20 protein-coding genes are annotated in these 21,391 nt (G+C 69.9%); 17 read left to right on the top strand and 3 right to left on the bottom strand.

Features of this window, described 5'->3' with window-relative positions; all coding sequences use genetic code 11:
* The 8 genes from J0695_RS16110 to J0695_RS16145 form a co-directional block, all read left to right on the top strand.
* Positions 1–580, top strand: a 580-nt coding sequence (locus J0695_RS16110; protein WP_206962740.1) for a hypothetical protein, incomplete at its 5' end; no start/stop codon positions are given.
* A 43-nt stretch (positions 581–623) separates the two neighbouring features.
* Positions 624–1,874 (top strand): 1-deoxy-D-xylulose-5-phosphate reductoisomerase, encoded by a 1,251-nt coding sequence (gene dxr / locus J0695_RS16115; protein WP_206962741.1) that lies wholly within the window; start codon positions 624–626, stop codon positions 1,872–1,874.
* The gene (locus tag J0695_RS16120) at positions 1,871–3,175 is read left to right on the top strand and encodes a M50 family metallopeptidase (RefSeq protein WP_206962742.1); all 1,305 of its coding nucleotides are present in this window, start codon (positions 1,871–1,873) and stop codon (positions 3,173–3,175) included. The genes dxr and J0695_RS16120 overlap by 4 nt, the downstream gene beginning before the upstream one ends.
* Before the next feature lie 163 nt (positions 3,176–3,338).
* Complete coding sequence (gene ispG / locus J0695_RS16125) at positions 3,339–4,493, top strand: flavodoxin-dependent (E)-4-hydroxy-3-methylbut-2-enyl-diphosphate synthase (protein ID WP_206962743.1); 1,155 nt, start codon at positions 3,339–3,341, stop codon at positions 4,491–4,493.
* A gap of 289 nt (positions 4,494–4,782) precedes the next feature.
* Entirely contained in the window at positions 4,783–5,628 is an 846-nt protein-coding gene (locus J0695_RS16130) for a GNAT family N-acetyltransferase (protein ID WP_206962744.1), read from the top strand.
* A 43-nt stretch (positions 5,629–5,671) separates the two neighbouring features.
* A complete protein-coding gene (locus J0695_RS16135; RefSeq protein ID WP_372445777.1) occupies positions 5,672–6,406 on the top strand; it encodes a DUF1684 domain-containing protein in 735 nt (244 codons plus the stop codon).
* 26 nt (positions 6,407–6,432) lie between these two features.
* Positions 6,433–6,972 (top strand): GNAT family N-acetyltransferase, encoded by a 540-nt coding sequence (locus tag J0695_RS16140; protein ID WP_206962746.1) that lies wholly within the window; start codon positions 6,433–6,435, stop codon positions 6,970–6,972.
* A gap of 79 nt (positions 6,973–7,051) precedes the next feature.
* On the top strand, positions 7,052–8,746 hold the full coding sequence (locus J0695_RS16145) for a proline--tRNA ligase (RefSeq protein WP_206962747.1): 1,695 nt from the start codon (positions 7,052–7,054) through the stop codon (positions 8,744–8,746).
* Positions 8,747–8,873: 127 nt separating this feature from the next.
* Here the strand turns inward: J0695_RS16145 and J0695_RS16150 are convergent, their stop codons facing one another.
* The 3 genes from J0695_RS16150 to J0695_RS16160 are packed head-to-tail and all read right to left on the bottom strand — an operon-like array spanning position 8,874 to position 10,668.
* Positions 8,874–9,782 carry an aminoglycoside phosphotransferase family protein gene (locus J0695_RS16150; protein ID WP_206962748.1) on the bottom strand — a complete coding sequence of 303 codons (909 nt, stop codon included), beginning with the start codon at positions 9,780–9,782 and terminating at the stop codon, positions 8,874–8,876.
* The gene (locus J0695_RS16155; protein ID WP_206962749.1) at positions 9,779–10,222 is read right to left on the bottom strand and encodes a ferritin-like domain-containing protein; all 444 of its coding nucleotides are present in this window, start codon (positions 10,220–10,222) and stop codon (positions 9,779–9,781) included. Before J0695_RS16155 ends, J0695_RS16150 begins: the two co-directional genes overlap by 4 nt.
* Positions 10,219–10,668 carry a hypothetical protein gene (locus J0695_RS16160; protein WP_307798653.1) on the bottom strand — a complete coding sequence of 150 codons (450 nt, stop codon included), beginning with the start codon at positions 10,666–10,668 and terminating at the stop codon, positions 10,219–10,221. The genes J0695_RS16155 and J0695_RS16160 overlap by 4 nt, the downstream gene beginning before the upstream one ends.
* Positions 10,669–10,849: 181 nt before the next feature.
* On the opposite strand from J0695_RS16160, the gene rimP reads away from it, so the two are divergent.
* The 9 genes from rimP to J0695_RS16205 form a co-directional block, all read left to right on the top strand.
* Positions 10,850–11,383 carry a ribosome maturation factor RimP gene (gene rimP, locus J0695_RS16165; RefSeq protein WP_206962751.1) on the top strand — a complete coding sequence of 178 codons (534 nt, stop codon included), beginning with the start codon at positions 10,850–10,852 and terminating at the stop codon, positions 11,381–11,383.
* 2 nt (positions 11,384–11,385) lie between these two features.
* The gene (nusA, locus tag J0695_RS16170) at positions 11,386–12,387 is read left to right on the top strand and encodes a transcription termination factor NusA (protein ID WP_206962752.1); all 1,002 of its coding nucleotides are present in this window, start codon (positions 11,386–11,388) and stop codon (positions 12,385–12,387) included.
* Between the two features lie 77 nt (positions 12,388–12,464).
* Positions 12,465–12,743 carry a YlxR family protein gene (locus tag J0695_RS16175; protein ID WP_206962753.1) on the top strand — a complete coding sequence of 93 codons (279 nt, stop codon included), beginning with the start codon at positions 12,465–12,467 and terminating at the stop codon, positions 12,741–12,743.
* 148 nt (positions 12,744–12,891) lie between these two features.
* Positions 12,892–16,056, top strand: coding sequence for a translation initiation factor IF-2 (gene infB, locus J0695_RS16180; protein ID WP_206962754.1), 3,165 nt, complete (start codon positions 12,892–12,894; stop codon positions 16,054–16,056).
* A gap of 150 nt (positions 16,057–16,206) precedes the next feature.
* The gene (locus J0695_RS16185) at positions 16,207–16,503 is read left to right on the top strand and encodes a DUF503 domain-containing protein (protein ID WP_206962755.1); all 297 of its coding nucleotides are present in this window, start codon (positions 16,207–16,209) and stop codon (positions 16,501–16,503) included.
* A 25-nt stretch (positions 16,504–16,528) separates the two neighbouring features.
* Complete coding sequence (gene rbfA, locus J0695_RS16190) at positions 16,529–16,969, top strand: 30S ribosome-binding factor RbfA (RefSeq protein ID WP_206962756.1); 441 nt, start codon at positions 16,529–16,531, stop codon at positions 16,967–16,969.
* Entirely contained in the window at positions 16,966–17,868 is a 903-nt protein-coding gene (gene truB / locus J0695_RS16195) for a tRNA pseudouridine(55) synthase TruB (RefSeq protein ID WP_206962757.1), read from the top strand. Before rbfA ends, truB begins: the two co-directional genes overlap by 4 nt.
* 146 nt (positions 17,869–18,014) lie before the next feature.
* Positions 18,015–18,743, top strand: a complete 729-nt coding sequence (locus J0695_RS16200; RefSeq protein WP_206962758.1) for a WXG100 family type VII secretion target — start codon at positions 18,015–18,017, stop codon at positions 18,741–18,743.
* Positions 18,740–21,391: DUF6531 domain-containing protein (locus tag J0695_RS16205; RefSeq protein WP_242552736.1), on the top strand; the 2,652-nt coding region annotated here is incomplete at its 3' end. The genes J0695_RS16200 and J0695_RS16205, both read left to right, overlap by 4 nt.

Consider the following 21,391-nt stretch of genomic DNA (forward strand, 5'->3'; position numbering starts at 1 on the left):
ACCCCAGCTCACCGCCGCCTCCCTCACCGAGGGCGAGGCCGTCGGTCCGTACACCGCGTCCGAACCCACCCTCGACGGCCCCTTCAGGGACGAGTACACCGCCGCCCCCGCCACCTGCCGGCCCCTCGTCAGCCTCAAGGAAGGCACCGGCCAGTACGCGGCCCCCGCCGCCGAGGTCAACCGCACGGTCGACAACCCCGACGAGATGCTCGGCGAGAGCGTCGACGTCCAGCTCAGGTCGTACGCCGACGGGAACGCGGCCCGCGTCATGCAGGCCCTCACCAAGGCGGGCACCGCCTGTGCGGCCGGCTTCACCGAGGAGCGGGCCGTGGCCAGGGCCAAGTACCTCAAGGTCGAGACTCTCAAGGCCCCGGCCATCGGTGACGAGGCGAAGGCCTTCCGCTTCACGGTCCTCGACGTCAAGGGGAAGCTGAAGCTCTACACGTATCTGACCGTTGTCCGATCCGGCTCCACCACGCTCTCCTTCCGGGCGTCGATCCTCTCCGCCAAGGACATCGGAGGCGTGCCCCGAACGGTCCTCGACACCCAGTGGAAGAAATTCCAGGCGGCCGAGAACTGACGCCCCTGTCCGTCCGCACAGCCGATGCGGCAAGAATGGGGGCATGAGCGACAGCCCTGCCCCCCTCGCCGACCCGCACATCGCCTTCGACGCGTCCGAAGGGAGCCGGGACATCGTCGTTCTCGGCTCGACCGGGTCCATCGGCACCCAGGCCATCGACCTGGTCCTCCGCAACCCCGACCGCTTCCGGGTCACCGCGCTCTCCGCCGCGGGCGGCCGGGTCGCTCTCCTCGCCGAGCAGGCTCGGCAGCTGCGTGTACGTACCGTCGCGGTGGCCCGCGAGGACGCCGTGCCCGTACTGCGCGAGGCCTTGCGCGCACAGTACGGAAACGATCCGCTCCCCGAGATCCTCGCCGGACCGGACGCGGCCACCCACCTCGCGGCGTCCGACTGCCACACCGTCCTCAACGGGATCACCGGTTCGATCGGCCTCGCCCCCACCCTCGCCGCCCTCGAAGCGGGCCGCACCCTCGCCCTCGCCAACAAGGAGTCGCTGATCGTCGGCGGCCCCCTGGTGAAGGCCCTGGCCAAGCCGGGCCAGATCATCCCGGTCGACTCCGAGCACGCCGCGCTCTTCCAGGCCCTGGCCGGAGGCAAGCGCTCCGACGTACGGAAGCTGATCGTCACCGCGTCCGGCGGCCCCTTCCGCGGCCGTACGAGGGCCGAGCTCGCGGACGTCACGATCGAGGACGCACTCGCCCACCCGACCTGGGCGATGGGTCCGACCATCACGGTGAATTCGGCCACGCTGGTCAACAAGGGCCTGGAGGTCATCGAGGCGCACCTCCTCTACGACATCCCCTTCGACCGCATCGAGGTCGTCGTGCACCCGCAGTCGTACGTGCACTCCATGGTCGAGTTCACCGACGGCTCGACCCTCGCCCAGGCCACCCCGCCCGACATGCGCGGCCCCATCGCGATCGGCATCGGCTGGCCCGAGCGCGTCCCGGACGCGGCGCCCGCCTTCGACTGGACGAAGGCGTCGAGCTGGGAGTTCTTCCCGCTCGACACCGAGGCCTTCCCCTCGGTCGGCCTCGCCCGCCACGTCGGGGGCCTCGGCTCCACTGCACCGGCGGTCTTCAACGCGGCGAACGAGGAGTGCGTGGCGGCGTTCCTCGCGGGACGGCTGCCCTTCAACGGGATTATGGATACGGTCACGGCGGTCGTGACAGAACACGGAGTTCCCACGTCGGGAACTTCTCTCACGGTCGCGGACGTCTTGGAAGCGGAGACCTGGGCACGTGCCCGGTCCCGTGAACTCGCCCAGAAGGCCACAGCGGAGGCTCGCGCATGACCACGATTCTGTTGTCGGTCCTCGGCATCGTCATTTTCGCCTTCGGGCTGCTCTTCTCGATCGCCTGGCACGAACTGGGACACCTGTCGACGGCCAAGCTGTTCGGCATCCGCGTACCGCAGTACATGGTCGGCTTCGGCCCGACCATCTGGTCGCGGAAGAAGGGCGACACGGAGTACGGGGTGAAGGCGATCCCCGCGGGCGGCTACATCCGCATGATCGGGATGTTCCCGCCGGGACCCGACGGAAAGATCGAGGCCCGCTCGTCCTCGCCGTTCCGCTCCATGATCGAGGACGCCCGCTCGGCGGCCTTCGAGGAGCTCCAGCCCGGCGACGAGTCGCGGCTGTTCTACACGCGCAAGCCCTGGAAGCGCGTCATCGTGATGTTCGCCGGGCCGTTCATGAACCTGATCCTCGCCGTGGTGATCTTCATGGGCGTCGCGATGGGCTTCGGCTTCCAGACCCAGACCACCAAGGTGGCCGGCGTCCAGGACTGCGTCATCTCGCAGAGCGAGAACCGCGACACCTGCAAGAAGGGCGACGCGGTCTCGCCCGCCAAGGCCGCGGGCCTGCGGACGGGCGACCGGATCATCGCCTTCGACGGGGCGGCCGTCACCAACTGGTCGCAGCTCTCGGACCACATCCGCAACACCATCGGCAAGGCCACCATCACGGTCGAGCGCGACGGCAAGCAGCTGGAGCTGCACCCCGTCCTGGCCAAGAACATGGTGGTCAAGAAGGACTCCAACGGTGACGCCGTGGCCGATCAGTACGTACCGGCCGGATATCTCGGTTTCGCCGCGTCCACCGAGATCCAGGCGCTCTCCTTCGGCGACTCCGTCAGCCGCATGGGCGACATGATCTCCAACGGCGTCGACTCGATCATCGCCCTGCCGACCAAGATCCCCGACCTCTGGGACGCGGCCTTCGACGGCGGTCAGCGCAAGGCCGACTCGCCGGTCGGAGTCGTCGGCGCGGCGCGTATCGGCGGCGAGGTGATGAACCTGGACGTCCCCGCGGAGAACCAGGTCGCGATGATGCTGTTCCTGCTCGCCGGCTTCAACCTCTCGCTCTTCCTCTTCAACATGCTGCCGCTGCTGCCGCTCGACGGCGGGCACATCGCGGGCGCCCTATGGGAATCGCTGCGGCGCAACCTCGCCCGCATCACCAAGCGCCCCGACCCCGGCCCCTTCGACGTGGCGAAGCTGATGCCGGTCGCCTACGTCGTGGCGGGGATCTTCATCTGCTTCACCGTCCTGGTGCTGGTGGCGGACATCGTCAACCCCGTCAAAATCACCTAGGAAAGAACATTTGGGGACGGCCGGGCACCCTTTGTGTCCGGCCGTTCACGTTTGGACGGATTCAGCACCGCGGTGCGCTGATGAGGCTCCCGGTGACGTAATCTCGGAAGCCGAAGCCCGCTGATCTCGGGACCTCGATCCACACCTTGGGGATGCACACCGCATGACTGCGATTTCTCTCGGAATGCCGGCCGTTCCGACCAAGCTCGCCGAACGACGGGTCAGCCGCAAGATCCAGGTCGGCACGGTCGCCGTCGGCGGTGACGCTCCCGTCTCCGTGCAGTCCATGACCACGACGCGTACCTCCGACATCGGGGCCACGCTGCAGCAGATCGCCGAGCTGACGGCCTCCGGCTGTCAGATCGTGCGCGTCGCCTGCCCGACCCAGGACGATGCGGACGCGCTGGCCACCATCGCGCGCAAGTCGCAGATCCCGGTCATCGCCGACATCCACTTCCAGCCGAAGTACGTCTTCGCCGCGATCGACGCCGGCTGCGCCGCGGTCCGGGTGAACCCGGGCAACATCAAGCAGTTCGACGACAAGGTCAAGGAGATCGCGCACGCCGCGCGCGACAGCGGGACCCCGATCCGCATCGGCGTCAACGCGGGCTCCCTCGACGCGCGCCTGCTGAAGAAGTACGGCAAGGCCACGCCCGAGGCGCTCGTCGAATCCGCGCTCTGGGAGGCGTCCCTCTTCGAGGAGCACGGCTTCGGCGACATCAAGATCTCGGTCAAGCACAACGACCCGGTCGTCATGGTCAACGCCTACCGCCAGCTCGCGGCAGCCTGCGACTACCCGCTGCACCTGGGCGTGACCGAGGCAGGTCCCGCCTTCCAGGGCACCATCAAGTCCGCGGTCGCCTTCGGCGCGCTGCTCTCCGAGGGCATCGGCGACACCATCCGCGTCTCGCTCTCGGCGCCGCCCGTCGAAGAGATCAAGGTCGGCCTGCAGATCCTGGAGTCGCTCAACCTCAAGCAGCGCCGCCTGGAGATCGTCTCCTGCCCCTCCTGTGGCCGCGCCCAGGTCGACGTCTACAAGCTGGCCGACCAGGTCAGTGCGGGTCTCGAAGGCATGGAGGTGCCGCTGCGTGTCGCCGTGATGGGCTGTGTCGTCAACGGCCCCGGCGAGGCCCGCGAGGCCGACCTCGGTGTCGCGTCCGGCAACGGCAAGGGCCAGATCTTCGTCAAGGGCGAGATCATCAAGACGGTCCCCGAGTCGAAGATCGTCGAGACCCTCATCGAGGAAGCGATGAAGATCGCCGAGCAGATGGAGAAGGACGGCGTGATGAGCGGCGAGCCCGAGGTCTCGATCAGCTGACGGCGGCTGTACGACGAAGGACCGGGCCCCTCTCCGGAGGCGGGGTCCGGTCCTTCGCACGAGCGGTCCGCTTCAGCCCCTCCAGGTAGAGTGCCTGGAGATCAGCAGACGGTTTGAACCCTCCACCTCGCGGGCGAGATGGATTCCTGACTCACGCTGCTCGATTGCTCAACGAACGATCAGGTCTTACGCGATCGACATCAGCCGGGTTGGAACCAGCCCGGTGGGATGAAAGTAGCGAATCGTGCGACTCCTGTCGTTGCCCGTAAGGAGTGATGGAGGCACCCCCGTGTTGACGCAGACCACTACCAGGGTCCTGGACCCGGGCGACCTCGACGCCGTGCTCGCCATTCTGTACAGCGAGCCCGTCGCCAACGCCTTCGTGACCTCCCGCGTCCAGGTGGCAGGGCTCGACCCCTGGCGGCTCGGCGGCGAGATGTGGGGCTGGTACGAGAACGGAAGGCTCCGTTCCCTCTGCTACTCCGGCGCCAACCTCGTCCCGATCTGCGCCACCCCCGAAGCCGTACGCGCCTTCGCCGACCGAGCCCGCCGCAGCGGCCGCCGCTGCTCCTCCATCGTCGGCCCCGCCGAGGCCACCGCGCTGCTCTGGAAGCTCCTGGAGCCGAGCTGGGGCCCTGCGCGTGACGTCCGCCCGCACCAGCCGCTGATGGTCACCGAACAGCCGTCGCCCGAGGTCGGACCCGATCCGCTGGTCCGCCGCATCGGCAAGGACGAGATAGACGTGATCATGCCGGCCTGTGTCGCCATGTTCACCGAGGAGGTCGGCGTCTCCCCGCTGGCCGGCGACGGCGGACTGCTCTACCAGGCGCGGGTGGCCGAACTGGTCGGCGCGGGCCGCTCGTTCGCCCGTATCGAGAACGGCCAGGTCCTCTTCAAGGCGGAGATCGGCGCGGCCACCGTACGGGCCTGCCAGATCCAGGGCGTCTGGGTCGCCCCCGAGCACCGCGGCCGCGGGCTCTCCAAGACCGGCATGGCGGCCGTGCTGAACTTCGCGCTCGCCGATGTCGCCCCGGTCGTCAGCCTGTACGTCAACGACTTCAACACCGCCGCCCGCGCCGCCTACCGCAGGGTCGGCTTCCGCGAGACCGGTGCGTTCATGAGTGTCCTGTTCTGAAGCTGTCCCGCTCTGAAGCTGTCCTGTTCCGAAGCCCACCGATGTGAGCGAGTACGTCATGCCTGAGAAGTCACCCGCCGACCCCGCCGCCCTGCAGGCCTGGGAGCAGTGGCAGGCCGAGCGGCTCCGCTCGCTCACCGCGCCCACCGGCAACCTCGCCCTCGTCGAGACCCGGTGGCTGGCCCCGGGGGAGCGCCCCGACCTCGACGCGGCCCTCGCCGACCAGCCGGAGAGTGTGACGGTCACCACGGTCGAGCGCACGGACATCGCCACCGGCGAGCCCGAGTTCGCCCTGCGCTTCTGGGACGCGAAGTCCGCCGCCATCGAGCACTTCGACCACACCGACGTCTTCCCGTACCGCTCCGAATGGGTCCTGGAGGCCGACTACACCCCCGTGGCCGACGCCCGCAGGGTCGCCTTCGAGCACATCCGTGACAACGGCGGCACCCGCGAGCTCGCCGTCCCCGGCGACATCAGCCTCACCGTGGACGGCACCCCGTACACGCTGAGCGCCTTCGACGACGACGGGACGCTGCTGCTGGTCTTCGGCGACCCCACCAACGGAGTCTCCACGTACGGCGCGGGCCGCTTCCTCTTCGTCCACCACGAGGAGGGCAGCAGCCGGGTCGTCCTCGACTTCAACCGCGCCTTCGTGCCGCCCTGCGGCTTTTCCATCCAGTACAACTGTCCGATGCCCCCGCGCCAGAACCGCTTCCACCTGCCCATCGAGGCCGGCGAGAAGCTTCCGGTCTTCCGTGACGGCTTCGAGGCGTACTGACGCCGAGCTGTCGTAGGGTGCCGGGCATGGTGGATGACGTCGTGGTCGGTCCGGTCAACCTCGCCGAGCGTGTGGACGAGGCTCTTTCCGTACAGGCACTCGCCTTCGGGCTCAGCGCGGACGAGATCGGCGTACGCCGCCACATCGTCCAGCGGCACCTCCTGAACCCCGGTGCCCGTGCGCTCGGCGCGACGGCCCTCGACGGCAGGCTCGTCGGTTTCGTCTACGGAATGCCCAACGACCGCAACCACTGGTGGTCCACCGTCGTCGAGCCCTACCTCCGCACGAACGGCTCCGACGGCTGGCTCGACAACACCTTCGTGATCACCGAACTGCACGTCCACCCCGCCTTCCAGGGCCGCGGGGTCGGCCGCCGCCTGATCACCTCGATCACCGACGGCGTCGAGGAGCCGCGCTCGATCCTGTCGGCCATCGACACCGAGAGCCCGGCCCGCCTGCTGTACAGGTCGCTCGGTTACGAGGACCTGGCCGAGCAGGTCCACTTCCCCTCGGCCGCGCTCCCGTACGCGGTGATGGGCGCACCCCTCCCGCTCCGCCGCCTCTGACAGCCGCAAACCAATTACCGCCCGCGTCGCGGCCCCGGTTAACCTCCTGCTACCACCCTTTCCGAGCAGGAGTTGTCACATGGCCCAGGTCCAGCGCATGTCCAAGTTGATGGTCAAGACACTGCGCGACGACCCGGCGGACGCCGAGACGCTCAGCCACAAGCTGCTGGTCCGCGCCGGCTACGTCCGCCGCAACGCCGCCGGCATCTGGTCCTGGCTGCCGCTGGGCAAGAAGGTCCTGGACAACATCTCCCGCGTCGTACGGGAAGAGATGGACGCCATCGGAGCCCAGGAGGTGCTGCTCCCCGCCCTCCTGCCCAAGGAGGCGTACGAGGCGAGCGGCCGCTGGGCGGAGTACGGCGACCTGCTGTTCCGCCTCAAGGACCGCAAGGGCGCCGACTACCTTCTCGGCCCCACCCACGAAGAGATCTTCACGCAGACGGTCAAGGACCAGTGCTCGTCCTACAAGGACCTGCCGGTGATGCTCTACCAGATCCAGACCAAGTACCGGGACGAGGCGCGTCCGCGCTCCGGCGTGCTGCGCGGCCGTGAGTTCCAGATGAAGGACTCGTACTCATTCGACACCACGGACGAGGGCCTCGCCGAGTCGTACGCGCTGCACCGCGCCGCGTACATCAAGATCTTCAACCGGCTCGGCCTCGACCACCGCATCGTCTCGGCCGTCTCCGGCGCGATGGGCGGCTCGGCCTCCGAGGAGTTCCTGGCCCCCGCCGCGGCCGGCGAGGACACCTTCGTCGACTGCCCGAACTGCGACTACGCGGCCAACACCGAGGCCGTCACCTTCAAGGCCGCTGTCGCCCCCGCGGACGCCCCCGGCGCGGTCGAGGAGCTGGACACCCCCGACACCCCGACCATCGAGACCCTCGCGGCCCACCTCGGCGTCCCCGCCTCCGCGACCCTCAAGAACCTCCTGGTGAAGATCGACGGCGAGATCGTCGCCGTCGGCGTCCCGGGCGACCGCGAGGTCGACCTCGGCAAGCTGGGCGAGCAGCTGGCCCCGGCGGTCGTCGAGCTCGTCACGGCCGAGGACTTCGAGGGCCGCCCCGATCTCGTACGCGGCTACGTCGGCCCCCAGGGCCTGGACAAGGTCCGCTACATCGCCGACCCGCGCATCGCGGCCGGCACGGCGTGGATCACCGGCGCCAACAAGCCCGACACCCACGCGAAGAACGTCGTCGCGGGCCGCGACTTCGAGGTCGACGACTACATCGACGTCGTCGTGGTCGAAGAGGGCGACCCCTGCCCCAACTGCGGCACCGGCCTGAAGATGGACCGCGCGATCGAGATCGGCCACATCTTCCAGCTCGGCCGCAAGTACGCGGACACCTTCCAGCTGGACGTGCTCGGCCAGCAGGGCAAGCCGGTCCGCGTGACCATGGGCTCTTACGGCATCGGCGTCTCGCGCGCGGTCGCGGCGCTCGCCGAGCAGACGGCGGACGACAAGGGCCTGTCCTGGCCCAAGGAGATCGCCCCGGCCGACGTGCACGTCGTCGCGGCGGGCAAGGCGCTCCAGACGGAGCTGGCGCTGTCCGTCTCGGAGCAGCTGAACGCGGTGGGCGTCCGGGTCCTGGTCGACGACCGCCCCGGCGTCTCCCCGGGCGTGAAGTTCACGGACGCGGAACTGATCGGTGTGCCGCAGATCCTGGTGGCGGGCCGGCGCTCGGCCGAGGGCGTCCTGGAGCTGAAGGACCGCCGCACGGGTGAGCGGGAAGAGCTCACGGTCGAGGAAGCGATTGCCCGCCTTACGGCGTAGCGCGAAAGGGGGGCGAGGGCTTCGGCCCGGACCCCCCGCACGCGGCCTCCGGCCGCTTGTCCTCAATCGCCGGAGGGGCTTGAAATGCCCACCTGGGCAAATCAAGCCCCTCCGGCGATTGAGGGGGCTACAGCCAGCCCGCGAATTCCAGGAGGAGTTCGCCGTCCTGGCGGCGCCCCGCCCGAAGCGCCCGTACACCCGACTCCACTGCCCGGAACAGCGTCCACCCCAGCAGCCGCGCCCGGTCCACATCCAGCGAGTCCGCCATCCGGTTCACCCGCCGCCGCGTCGACGAGGGGCCGACCGCCGCGGCGACCAGGTCCTCGACCCGGTCGCGCACCAGCCGCGCGAGGTCGTACGCCCGCTCGCCCACCACCGGCTCCGGCCCGACCGCCAGCCACGGCGACCGCTCCGCTCCCAGCACCTTGCTCTGCCTGAAGTTGCCGTGCAGCAGCACCAGTTCGGGCGGCGAGACGACCAGCTCGGCCCGGGCGGCGAGCGCCGCGTCCACCAGCGCCAGAGCGTCCGGCTCCGCGGTCCCCGCCGTCGCCCGCATCGCATCGGCCTGGCGCGCCGTGCGCTCCTCGACCGTCTCGAAGGGATGGTCCGCGGGCGGCTCCACCCACAGCCGCCGTACCGTCCCCGCCGCCTCCAGAAGCGCCTTCGCCTCCGGGAGGGAGTGCAGGGAGACCTCGGGGCGCAGGCGCTCCAGCAGGAGCGAGCCGTCCGCCGATGCGCCGTCCAGGAGCTGCGCCGTACCCCAGCCGTTCCAGTGCGCCAGTGCGGCCCGCTCCAGATCGGGACGGGCGAACGGCGGGGCGACCTTCAGGGCCGCAGGCGTGCCGTCCTGCTGCCGTACGAGCAGGACCAGGCTGCTGCGACCACCGGGGGACTGCACCCGCTCCACGTCCAACTTCCGTCGGGAGACGGCGACTTGGGTGGCATCAGGCAGTTCGCCGAGCCACTTCGCGGCAACCGCGTCCCCGTATGTCTCGCCCAGCGTCCGGACAAGCCGCTGCGGCGGTTCGAAAGTCATACGTGCGGTGTTCCCTTTCCAGCGGTGCGCTCCACGAGCCCAGGAAAGGCTACGCTGCCGCCGCCCCGCCACCGCACCGCGCGCACCGCGGACTCCCGCAGCGCGTCCGCGGCCTCGCGCCGCAGGGGGCCGCCGGCCGCCCGTACGAGGTCCGAGTAGACGTCCGCGACCCGGTCCTCCAGGACGGCCGCCAGCCGCACCGCGGCGTCCGGGCCCGTCACCGCGAACGGCAGCGTGTACGCGGCGCCTGCCGCCACCGGCGTGCCGCCCAGGTCGCGCACGGTGCGGACCAGGCCGTCCCGCCGGGCCCTGTGGGCGGCGTACGCCTGCCGTGCCTCGTCCCGTCGCCCCTCGCGGATCCGGCCGCCCACGACCCCGTACCCGTACACGGCGGCGTGTTCCGCGGCCAGCGCGGCCTGAGCCGCCTCCAGAGCGCTCATCGGTCCGTCCCCCCGGTCAGCAGATACGCGTGGACCGCTCCCGCGGCCGCCACCGAGGCCAGCAGCCGCGCCAGTTCGGCGGGGGCGGTGTCCAGCGACGCGGTGTGCGCGGCGGCGGTACGCAGCTCGGCGGCGGCCAGCGCCTTCACGGCGGCACCCCGGTCGGCGGAGACCGCGGCGGCAGCGGGGGGCGCGGCGGAAGCGCCGGCGAAGGCTTTGACGTGTTCCGCGACGGCCTCCCGCAGCGGCCGCAGCTGCTGAGCAGCGGCCGGGTGCCGGGCGAGGACGGCGTCGTACTGTCCGAGCAGCGTCCGGCTCGCGGTGGCGGAACGGTTCCGCATCACGGTCTCGGGATCGGGTGCCGGAGGCGCCGCGGGCACGGATTTCTCCGGCTTTCCCGCCGAGCACCCGGCGGCGAACAGCCCCGCCCCCGTCAGGCTCAGCACACGCCTGCGTGTGGTCCCCGTGCGCGGCACGTGTCTCCCTCGGCCCCTCGAAGTGATCACCGCAGGCGAGCGTACCTGCGGGCCGGGGGCCGGAGGACGGCAACACCCCCCGGGACCGGATACCCTTTGACCTGACACGCGACAAACCCACAACAGCAGACGCGGCCGAGGAGTCACCCGGATGAGCACCACCCAGAGCGAGAGGCTGCGCGGGTTGCTGGAACCGCTCGTCGCCGCCAAGGACCTGGATCTGGAAGAGATCGAGGTGTCCCGGGCCGGCCGCCGCGGCATGCTGCGCGTCATCGTGGATTCGGAAGAGGGCGTGGAGCTCGATCTCTGCGCCGAGCTGAGCCGCGAGATCTCCGCGCTGCTGGACGAGAGCGATGTCATGGGTGAGGGCGAGTACGTCCTCGAAGTGAGCTCGCCGGGCGCCGACCGCCCGCTGACCGAGCACCGCCACTACGTACGCAACACCGGCCGCCTGGCCAAGCTGACGCTGACCGACGGCGATGAGCTGGTCGCGCGTGTCCTGGCCGTGGACGACGAGGGGCTCGACCTTGAGGTGCCGGGCGTGAAGGGGCGCAAGCCCACCGCCCGCCGCGTCGCCTTCGCGGACATCGCGAAGGCCCGTGTCGAGCTGGAATTCAGCCGCAAAGACAAGCACGACGAGCACGACGAGAACGACGAGAACGACGAGAAGGAAGAGGAGGCGTAGCCATGGACATCGACGTAAAGCTTCTGAAGGGCTTGGCGAAGGAGAAGGAGATCTCCTTCGACCAGCTGGCCGAGGCGATCGAGTCGGCCCTCCTCATCGCGTACCACCGCACCGAGGGTGCCCGCCGTCAGGCGCGCGTGCAGCTCGACCGTGAGAACGGCCATGTGACGGTCTGGGCGAAGGAGGACCCGGCGGACCTCGAAGAGGGTCAGGAGCCCAAGGAGTTCGACGACACTCCTGGCGACTTCGGCCGGATCGCCGCGAGCACCGCCAAGCAGGTCATCCTGCAGCGTCTTCGCGACGCCGAGGACGACCTGACGTTCGGCGAGTACGCCGGCCGCGAGGGTGATGTCGTCGCGGGCGTCGTGCAGCAGGGCAGGGACCCGAAGAACGTCCTGGTCGACATCGGCAAGCTGGAGGCCATCCTGCCGGTGCAGGAGCAGGTCCCCGGCGAGGAGTACACGCACGGACTGCGTCTTCGTACGTACGTCGTGCGCGTCGCCAAGGGCGTCCGCGGTCCGTCCGTGACGCTCTCGCGCACCCACCCGAACCTGGTGCGCAAGCTCTTCGCGCTGGAGGTCCCCGAGATCGCCGACGGATCCGTCGTCATCGAGGCGATCGCCCGTGAGGCGGGCCACCGCACCAAGATGGCCGTGCGCTCCACGCGCTCAGGCCTCAACCCCAAGGGTGCCTGCATCGGCCCGATGGGCAGCCGTGTGCGCAATGTCATGGCCGAGCTTCTCGGTGAGAAGATCGACATCGTGGACTGGTCGGACGACCCGGCCGAGATGGTCGCCAACGCCCTCTCGCCGGCCCGCGTCAGCAAGGTCGAGGTCGTGGACTTCGACGCACGCTCGGCCCGGGTCACGGTGCCCGATTATCAGCTCTCCCTTGCCATCGGCAAGGAGGGTCAGAACGCCAGGCTCGCCGCGCGGCTGACCGGCTGGCGCATCGACATCCGTTCCGACGCCGAGCAGCCCGGGGACGCCGAAGACCGCGACTGATCCATTCGTCGCACCACAACAACCGTTCGATTCTTCCCCCAAATGGGTGAGGTCGGTACGGGGAGGTAGACTTAACCGTGTCTGGCCGTACGCATACTCCCGCGTGCCCTGAGCGAACCTGTGTGGGCTGCCGGGAGCGAGCGGCCAAGAGCGATCTGTTGCGCATCGTCGCGGTCGAGGGCACTTGTGCCCCTGATCCGCGCGGTACGCTGCCCGGCCGGGGTGCATATCTGCACCCCGCCTCGGTCTGTCTCGACCTGGCGCTCCGCCGCCGGGCGTTTCCCCGGGCCTTCAAGGTCCAGGGTCCGCTCGACTGCGAGACATTGCGCTATTACGTCGAGTCGGCAACACCGTAAGAAGAGAACGGCACGGGACCCCGTGCGGTCAGGTACCTCGCGAGTTGGAAGTAGGTCGAGATTGCGATGAGCACTCGATGAGTACGCGATGAGTACGCCCATGAAGTAGCGACGGTCCGGCCGTAAACCCGGACCTAAAAGGAGCGAAGTGGCTAAGGTCCGGGTATACGAACTCGCTAAGGAGTTCGGGGTGGAGAGCAAGGTCGTCATGGCCAAGCTCCAAGAACTCGGTGAGTTCGTACGTTCGGCGTCCTCGACGATCGAGGCGCCGGTTGTACGCAAGTTGACTGACGCACTGCAGGGGCCCGGCGGCAACGCCGGCAAGTCCGCTGCAAAGCCTGGCGCGCCCCGCAAGGCCGCGCCTGCCAAGCCCGCAGCGCCTTCCCCGGCAGCTGCGGCACGTCCCGCTGCCCCCAAGCCCGGCGTCCCGGCTGCCAAGCCGGCCGCCGCCGAGGCCCCCGAGGTCAGCGCCCCCAGCGCGCCCAGCACCCCTGCTGCGGCGCCTTCCACACCGGCGGCTGCCGGTCCGCGTCCGGGCCCCAAGCCCGTCGTGACCAAGCCCGCCCCGGTGGCTCCGGTCCCGGTCGCCGAGTTCTCGGCCCCGGAGCCGGCCCAGCCCGCGCCTGCCACTGCCCAGCAGCAGCAGGCCTCGCGTCCCGCGAGTGCCACTCCCGGCCCGCGCCCCGCGCCTGCCCGTCCGGCTCCGGCCGCCGGCCAGCGTGACGGCGCCCAGGGTGGCGCGGCACGTGGTGGCGAGCGCGGCGCAGAGCGTCCCGCCCGTCCCGCAGGCCAGGGCGCCCCGCGTCCCGGCGCACGTCCGGCCGGTCCCCGTCCGGGCAACAACCCCTTCACCTCTGGTGGCTCCACGGGCATGGCCCGTCCCGGTGCGCCCCGTCCGGCAGGCGCCCCGCGTCCCGGCGGCGACCGCCCCGGTGGCGAGCGTTCCGGCGCCCCGCGTCCGCAGGGCGGCCCCGGCGGCGCCCCGCGTCCGCAGGGTCAGGGCGGCCCCGGCCGTCCGAGCCCGGGTGGCATGCCCCGTCCGCAGGGCGGCGCCCCGCGACCTGGTGGTGCTCCCGCAGGCAACCGTCCCAACCCCGGCATGATGCCGCAGCGTCCCGCTGCTGCCCCTCGTCCCGGTGGCGGCCCCGGTGGCCGTGGTCCCGGTGGCGGCCCCGGCCGCCCCGGCGGCGCAGCAGGCGCGGGCCGTCCGGCCGGCGGTGGCTTCCAAGGCCGTCCGGCAGGTCCCGGCGGCGGCGGTCGTCCCGGTGGCGGTGGCGGCGGCTTCGGCGGTCGTCCCGGTGGCGGTGGCGCTCCCGGCGGTGGCGGTGGCTTCGGCGGCCGTCCCGGTTTCCAGGGTCGTCCCGGTGGTCCCGGTGCCCGTGGTGGCACACAGGGTGCCTTCGGCCGTCCCGGCGGGCCCGCCCGTCGTGGTCGCAAGTCGAAGCGCCAGAGGCGCCAGGAATACGAGTCGATGCAGGCTCCGTCGGTGGGCGGCGTCATGCTGCCCCGCGGCAACGGACAGTCCGTCCGTCTGTCCCGCGGTGCCTCGCTGACCGACTTCGCCGAGAAGATCAACGCCAACCCGGCGTCGCTCGTCGGCGTGATGATGAACCTCGGCGAGATGGTCACTGCTACGCAGTCCGTCCCCGACGAGACGCTGCGGATGCTCGCGGACGAGATGAACTTCGTCCTCGAGATCGTCAGCCCCGAGGAGGAGGACCGCGAGCTGCTCGAGTCCTTCGACATCGAGTTCGGCGAGGACGAGGGCGGCGAAGAGGCTCTGGTCTCGCGTCCGCCGGTCGTGACCGTCATGGGTCACGTCGACCACGGTAAGACCCGACTTCTGGACGCGATCCGCAAGACGAATGTCGTTGCGGGCGAGGCCGGCGGTATCACGCAGCACATCGGTGCGTACCAGGTCTCCTCCGTCGTCAACGGCGAGGACCGCAAGATCACCTTCATTGACACCCCGGGTCACGAGGCGTTCACCGCCATGCGTGCACGTGGTGCCAAGTCCACCGACATCGCGATCCTCGTGGTGGCGGCGAACGACGGTGTGATGCCCCAGACGATCGAGGCGCTGAACCACGCCAAGGCGGCCAACGTGCCGATCGTGGTCGCGGTCAACAAGATCGACGTCGAGGGTGCCGACCCGGTCAAGGTGCGCGGTCAGCTCACCGAGTTCGGTCTGGTTGCCGAGGAGTACGGCGGCGACACGATGTTCGTCGACATCTCCGCCAAGCAGGGCCTCAACATCGAGTCCCTCCTCGAGGCCGTCGTCCTCACCGCCGACGCCTCGCTCGACCTGCGGGCCAACCCGGAGCAGGACGCGCAGGGTATTGCGATCGAGTCCCACCTGGACAAGGGCCGCGGCGCCGTCGCGACCGTCCTGGTCCAGCGCGGAACGCTGCGGGTCGGCGACACGATGGTCGTGGGCGACGCCTACGGCCGAGTGCGCGCCATGCTCGACGACAAGGGCGAGAACGTGGAAGAGGCGGGTCCCTCGACTCCGGTCCTCGTCCTCGGTCTCACCAACGTCCCGGGTGCCGGCGACAACTTCCTGGTTGTCGACGAGGACCGCACCGCCCGTCAGATCGCCGAGAAGCGTGCAGCGCGTGAGCGCAACGTCCGCTTCGCCCGCAAGGGTGTCCGGTTCTCCCTGGAGAACCTGGACGAGGCGCTCAAGGCCGGTCTGGTGCAGGAACTCAACCTCATCATCAAGGGCGACGCGTCCGGTTCGGTGGAGGCCCTCGAGGCTTCGCTGCTCCAGCTCGACGTCGGCGAAGAGGTCGACATCCGCGTCCTGCACCGCGGTGTGGGTGCGGTCACCGAGTCGGACATCGACCTGGCGACCGGCTCCGACGCGATCGTGATCGGCTTCAACGTGCGCGCCGCAGGGCGTGCCGCGCAGATGGCCGACCGCGAAGGTGTGGACGTCCGGTACTACTCGGTCATCTACCAGGCGATCGAAGAGATCGAAGCAGCCCTCAAGGGCATGCTCAAGCCGGAGTACGAAGAGGTCGAGCTCGGTACGGCGGAGATCCGCGAGATCTTCCGCTCGTCCAAGCTGGGCAACATCGCCGGTGTCCTGGTCCGCTCGGGCGAGGTCAAGCGCAACACGAAGGCGCGGCTCCTGCGCGATGGCAAGGTCATCGCCGAGAGCCTCAACATCTCGGGTCTGCGCCGCTTCAAGGACGACGTCACCGAGATCCGCGAAGGCTACGAGGGCGGTATCAACCTCGGAAACTTCAACGACATCAAGATCGACGACGTCATCGCGACGTACGAGATGCGCGAGAAGCCGCGCGGCTAGTCCGTGTGACTGACCCGTACTGCATCGGTCGGGGCCGCCCGGCGGAGATTATTCCGTCGAGCGGCCCCGGCCGTTGCGTGTACGGTTCTTGTGTCCCTGCCAAGCGGTTGGCGGGGCACGAACCCGCACCGGCGGGACATCCGGACACACATGTACGTGGGGACTCTGTCCTTCGATCTGCTCCTAGGCGACGTACGGTCGCTGAAGGAGAAACGCTCCGTCGTCCGGCCGATCGTGGCCGAGCTCCACCGCAAGTTCGCGGTGAGCGTGGCTGAAGTCGGCGACCAGGACCTCCACCGCAGGGCCGAGATCGGTGTTGCGATGGTTTCCGGGGAGACGGGGCATCTCAAAGAAGTACTCGACCGGTGCGAGCGACTCGTCGCCGCCCGGCCGGAGGTGGAGCTGCTGTCCGTGAGACGGCGGCTGCACGGCGACGAAGACGACTGAGCAAGGCGAAGAAGGAGACGGACCAGTGGCCGACAACGCGCGGGCAAAGAAGCTGGCGGACCTCATCCGGGAGGTGGTGGCCGAGAAGCTGCAGCGCGGGGTCAAGGACCCCCGCCTGGGTACGCACGTGACCATCACGGACACCCGGGTCACCGGCGATCTGCGGGAGGCCACGGTCTTCTACACGGTCTACGGCGACGACGAGGACCGGGCCAGTGCGGCAGCGGGCCTGGAGAGCGCCAAGGGCGTTCTGCGCTCGGCGGTGGGCGCGGCGGCGGGGACGAAGTTCACGCCGACCCTGACCTTCATGGCCGACGCACTGCCCGACAACGCCAAGGCGATGGAGGACCTCCTCGACCGTGCACGGGCCCAGGACGCCAGGGTGCGCGAGGTGTCCTCGGGCGCCAAGTACGCCGGTGACGCGGACCCGTACAAGGCTCCGGACGAGGACGACGCCTCAGAATGAGCTCGCAGAACGAGAAGACGCCGGACGGCCTTGTCATCGTCGACAAGCCGTCCGGCTTCACTTCGCACGACGTCGTGGCCAAGATGCGCGGGATCGCCAGGACCCGCCGCGTGGGCCACGCGGGCACCCTCGACCCGATGGCCACGGGCGTGCTCGTCCTCGGCGTCGAGCGCGCCACCAAGCTGCTCGGGCACCTCGCGCTGACCGAGAAGGAGTACCTCGGTACGATCCGCCTCGGCCAGGACACGATCACCGACGACGCCGAGGGCGAGTTCATCTCCTCCACGGACGCCTCCGGTGTGACCCGTGAGGGCATCGACGCCGGTGTCGCCGAGCTGACCGGCGCCATCATGCAGGTGCCGTCCAAGGTCAGCGCCATCAAGATCGACGGCAAGCGGTCGTACGCGCGTGTGCGCGGCGGCGAGGAGTTCGAGATCCCGGCCCGTCCGGTGACCGTCTCCTCCTTCCAGGTGTACGACGTCAGGCAGGCCACCGCCGAGGACGGCACCCCCGTCGTCGACCTGGTGGTCTCGGTCGTCTGCACCTCGGGTACGTACATCCGCGCCCTCGCCCGTGACCTGGGCGCCGGGCTCGGCGTCGGCGGGCATCTGACGGCCCTGCGCCGGACGCGCGTCGGTCCGTACAAGATCGATTCGGCCAGGACCCTGGACCAGCTCCAGGAGGAGCTGACCGTCATGCCCGTCGCGGACGCCGCCACGGCCGCCTTCCCGCGCTGGGACGTCGACGAGAAGCGGGCCAGGCTGCTGCTGAACGGTGTGCGGCTGGAGATGCCGGCGTACCCGCCGGGCGCGGTGGCCGTCTTCGGTCCCGAAGGGGAGCTGCTCGCGCTCGTCGAGGACCAGAACGGCAAGGCCAAGAGCCTGGCCGTATTCGGCTGACGGGACCCCCGTAGACGGGGGTTCCCCGCGAAGCCCGTTCCCGGAAAGTCACCTTGGTGCTTTCCGGGAACGGGCTTTGCTCGTTCATGCCCTTGCAGGCTCTACCTTCGGTGCGATTGGTGTCCGCTTGTGCCTACGGGGGCGTTGTGGCGATCGAGCTGCCAGGGGAAGTGGTCTCGTTCCTCCAGTTCATCGGGGTGAACTGGCCGACGGTGAACGAGGACAAGGTCCGCGAATTCGCCACGCATGTAAGGGAGTTCGCGACCAAGCTGGACGAGACGCACCAGGACTCCACCGGCACGGTGAAGAAGCTGGCCGATGTGTACCAGGGGGCGTCGTACGAGGCCCTCCTCGCCAAGTGGGCGCAGCTCTCCGACGGTCATATGACCGAGATGATCGAGGCCTGCCATGTGGTGGCCACCGCCCTGGACGTGGGCGCCGACGTCATCGTGGCCATGAAGGTCGAGGTCATCGCGGAACTGGTGATCCTCGCCGCCACGTTCGTGGCGGACCAGGCGGCGGCGGTGGCGACGTTCGGCCTGGCCGAGGCGGCCGTGGCGCTGATCATCGAAGCGGCGGAGAAGCTGGTGGACTTCCTGGTCCAGCAGCTGGAGCAGTACATCATCGGGCAGGTGATCGAGGCCGCCATCGATCCCTTCGTGGAGGTGGTGGGCCGGGCGGTGAGCGGCCTGATGTTCGAGGCCGCCGAGTCGGCGCTCGGAGTCTCCGGCGACGGTCCATCGGCCGGTACCGGATTCGAGATCCACCCCGAACTGCTCCACCAGCGCGCCGAGTTGATGCACGGCCACGCCGAGACGGTGGCCGGTCACGCGGAGATGTTCCGGACGAAGACGGCAGGGATGACCTTCGAATGAGCAATCCGATCGTCAAGGCGCTGGAGCACGGTGCGGCCAAGCTGGGCAAGACGGTGGGGGAGGACGCGGGGAAGGCCGTCAAAGACCTCTACCACTCGGCGGGCGACAAGCTGAAGAAGGTGGCCAAGGACACCGCGGAGACGGACGCCAAACACGCCCGCGAACTCGACAAGATCCTCAAGAGCGGCGAGAAGGACCTTCCGCACGCGCCGCGCGAGCACCCCGGTTCTGCGTCGGACTCCCGCACGGACCTGGACGGCAGGGAGAAGGACCTCGGCCGCGATCCTTCGAAGAAGGTCTGTGAGAACGACCCGGTGGACATGGCGACCGGCCGGGTCCTCATGTCCCGGACCGACGTCACACTGCCCGCGCTGCTGCCGCTGATCTTCTCGCGCGCGTACGAGTCCTCCTACCGGTTCGGCGGCTGGTTCGGGCCCGCCTGGGCGAGCACCGCCGACCAGCGCCTTGAGATCGGCGAGGCGGGCGTCCTGTACTTCGCCGAGAACGGCACGGTGCTCTCCTACCCGCACCCGCCGGGGCCGGATGCCGCCGTGTTCCCGGCCGAAGGCGCCCGCAAGCCGCTCACCGGCGACGCGGACACCGGGTACACCCTCACCGACCCCGAAAGCGGGCGCAGCTGGCACTTCGGGACGCCGGGCGCGGGCGGCACGGCCCTGCTGGAGCAGATCACCGACCGCTCCAGCCAGTGGCTCACCTTCGAGTACGACACCGAGGGGGCCCCGGCGGCCATCGTGCACAGCGCCGGTTACCACCTGAGGATCGGCACCGAGGACGGCAGGATCACCGCCCTGCACCTGGCCGACCCCGCAGGGGACATCGAGCTGGTGCGCTTCGGATACGACGGTGAGCGCCATCTCTCCGCGGTCACCAGGTCCTCCGGCCTGCCCACGGTCTACACCAACGACGCGCTCGGCCGGATGGCGGCCTGGACGGACACCAACGGCTCCACGTACTCCTACGTCTACGACGAGCAGGACCGTTGCACGTACCAGACGGGCGAGGCAGGCCATCTCCGCGCCACGTACACCTATGACTCCACCGACCCGGAGACCGGTCACCGGATCACGGAGTTCACCAACTCCCTCGGCCACACGACCCGTTACCTGATCGACGGCGATCTCCGGGTGGTCGCCGTGAAGGGCCCCGACGGTGGGATCGCCCGCACCACCTACGACGACGGCGACCGTCCGGTGGCGGTCACCGATCCGCTGGGCCGCACCACGGGCTTCGCGTACGACGACGCCGGGCGTCCGGTGATGGTCGTCGGACCGGACGGCACGTACACGAGCATCGGCCGCGACGAGAACGGCCGGGCGGTCACGATCGCCCACCCGGACGGGGCGCTGACCACTCAGGTCTTCGACGCACGCGGCAACCGGACCGAGGTGACGGACCCGTCCGGGGCGGCGATGCGCTTCGTGTACGACGAGCGGGGGCAGATCTCCCGGGCCGTCAACGCCCTGGGCGAAGCCACCGGCGTGCGCTGCAACTCCGCAGGTCTGCCGATGGAGTTCACCGATCCGCTCGGCGCGGTCACCCGGTACGAACGGGACGCCTTCGGCCGCCCGACGACCTTCACCGACGCGCTCGGGGCCGTCACCCGCATGGAATGGACGGTGGAGGGCCGGGCCAGCCGCCGCACCGCCCCGGACGGCAGCCAGGAGTCGTGGACGTACGACGGCGAGGGAAACCGCACCACCCATACGGACACGATGGGCGGCGTCACCCGCTACGAATACGGCCACTTCGATCTGGTGACGGCCAGGACCGGCCCCGACGGGGTCCGCCACAGCTTCGCGTACGACACACAGCTGCGACTCACCCAGGTCGCCAATCCCCAGGGGATGAACTGGGATTACGTGTACGACGCGGCCGGGCGACTGGTCTCCGAGACGGACTTCGACGGCCGGACGCTGTCCTACGAGCACGATGCCGCCGGCCGGCTGCTCACCCTGGTGACGGCGTCCGGCGAGACGATCCGTTTCGAGCGCGATGTGCTGGGCCGTCCGGTGTCCAAGGACGCGGGCGGCGCGGTCACGACCTACGCCTACGACGCGTCGGGCAGGCTGGCCCGGGCGGAGGGCCCCGACGCAGTGCTGACCGTGCGGCGTGACCGGGCGGGCCGCCCGCTGTCGGAGACCGTCAACGGCCGTACCCTCACGTACTCCTACGACGTCCTGGGCCGGCGCACCGGCCGCGTCACACCCGCGGGCGCCGCCAGCACACGGACGTACGACGCTTCGGGCAACTGCACCGAACTGGTCACCTCCGGCCGGACCGTGGCCTTCGCGCACGACCTCGCGGGCCGTGAGCTGGCCCGGCACATCGGCCAGGAGCTGTCCCTCACCCACGACTTCGACGCGATGGGACGCGTCACGGGTCAGCGGCTCACGGCGGCGGACGGCGACAGCGTCCAGGCACGCGCCTACGCCTATCGCGCCGACGGCAACCTCACCTGCGTCGAGGACCAGCTCAACGGCGCCCGCCATTTCGAACTGGACACGACAGGCCGGGTCACGGGGGTGCAGGCGGCCGACTGGACCGAGACGTACGCCTACGACCAGGCGGGCAACCAGACCTCGGCCTCCTGGCCGGGCATCGCATCGGGCCAGGAGGCCGAGGTCTGG

Origin of the sequence: Streptomyces beijiangensis (genome assembly GCF_017315755.1) — a bacterium.
Lineage (GTDB): Bacteria > Actinomycetota > Actinomycetes > Streptomycetales > Streptomycetaceae > Streptomyces > Streptomyces beijiangensis.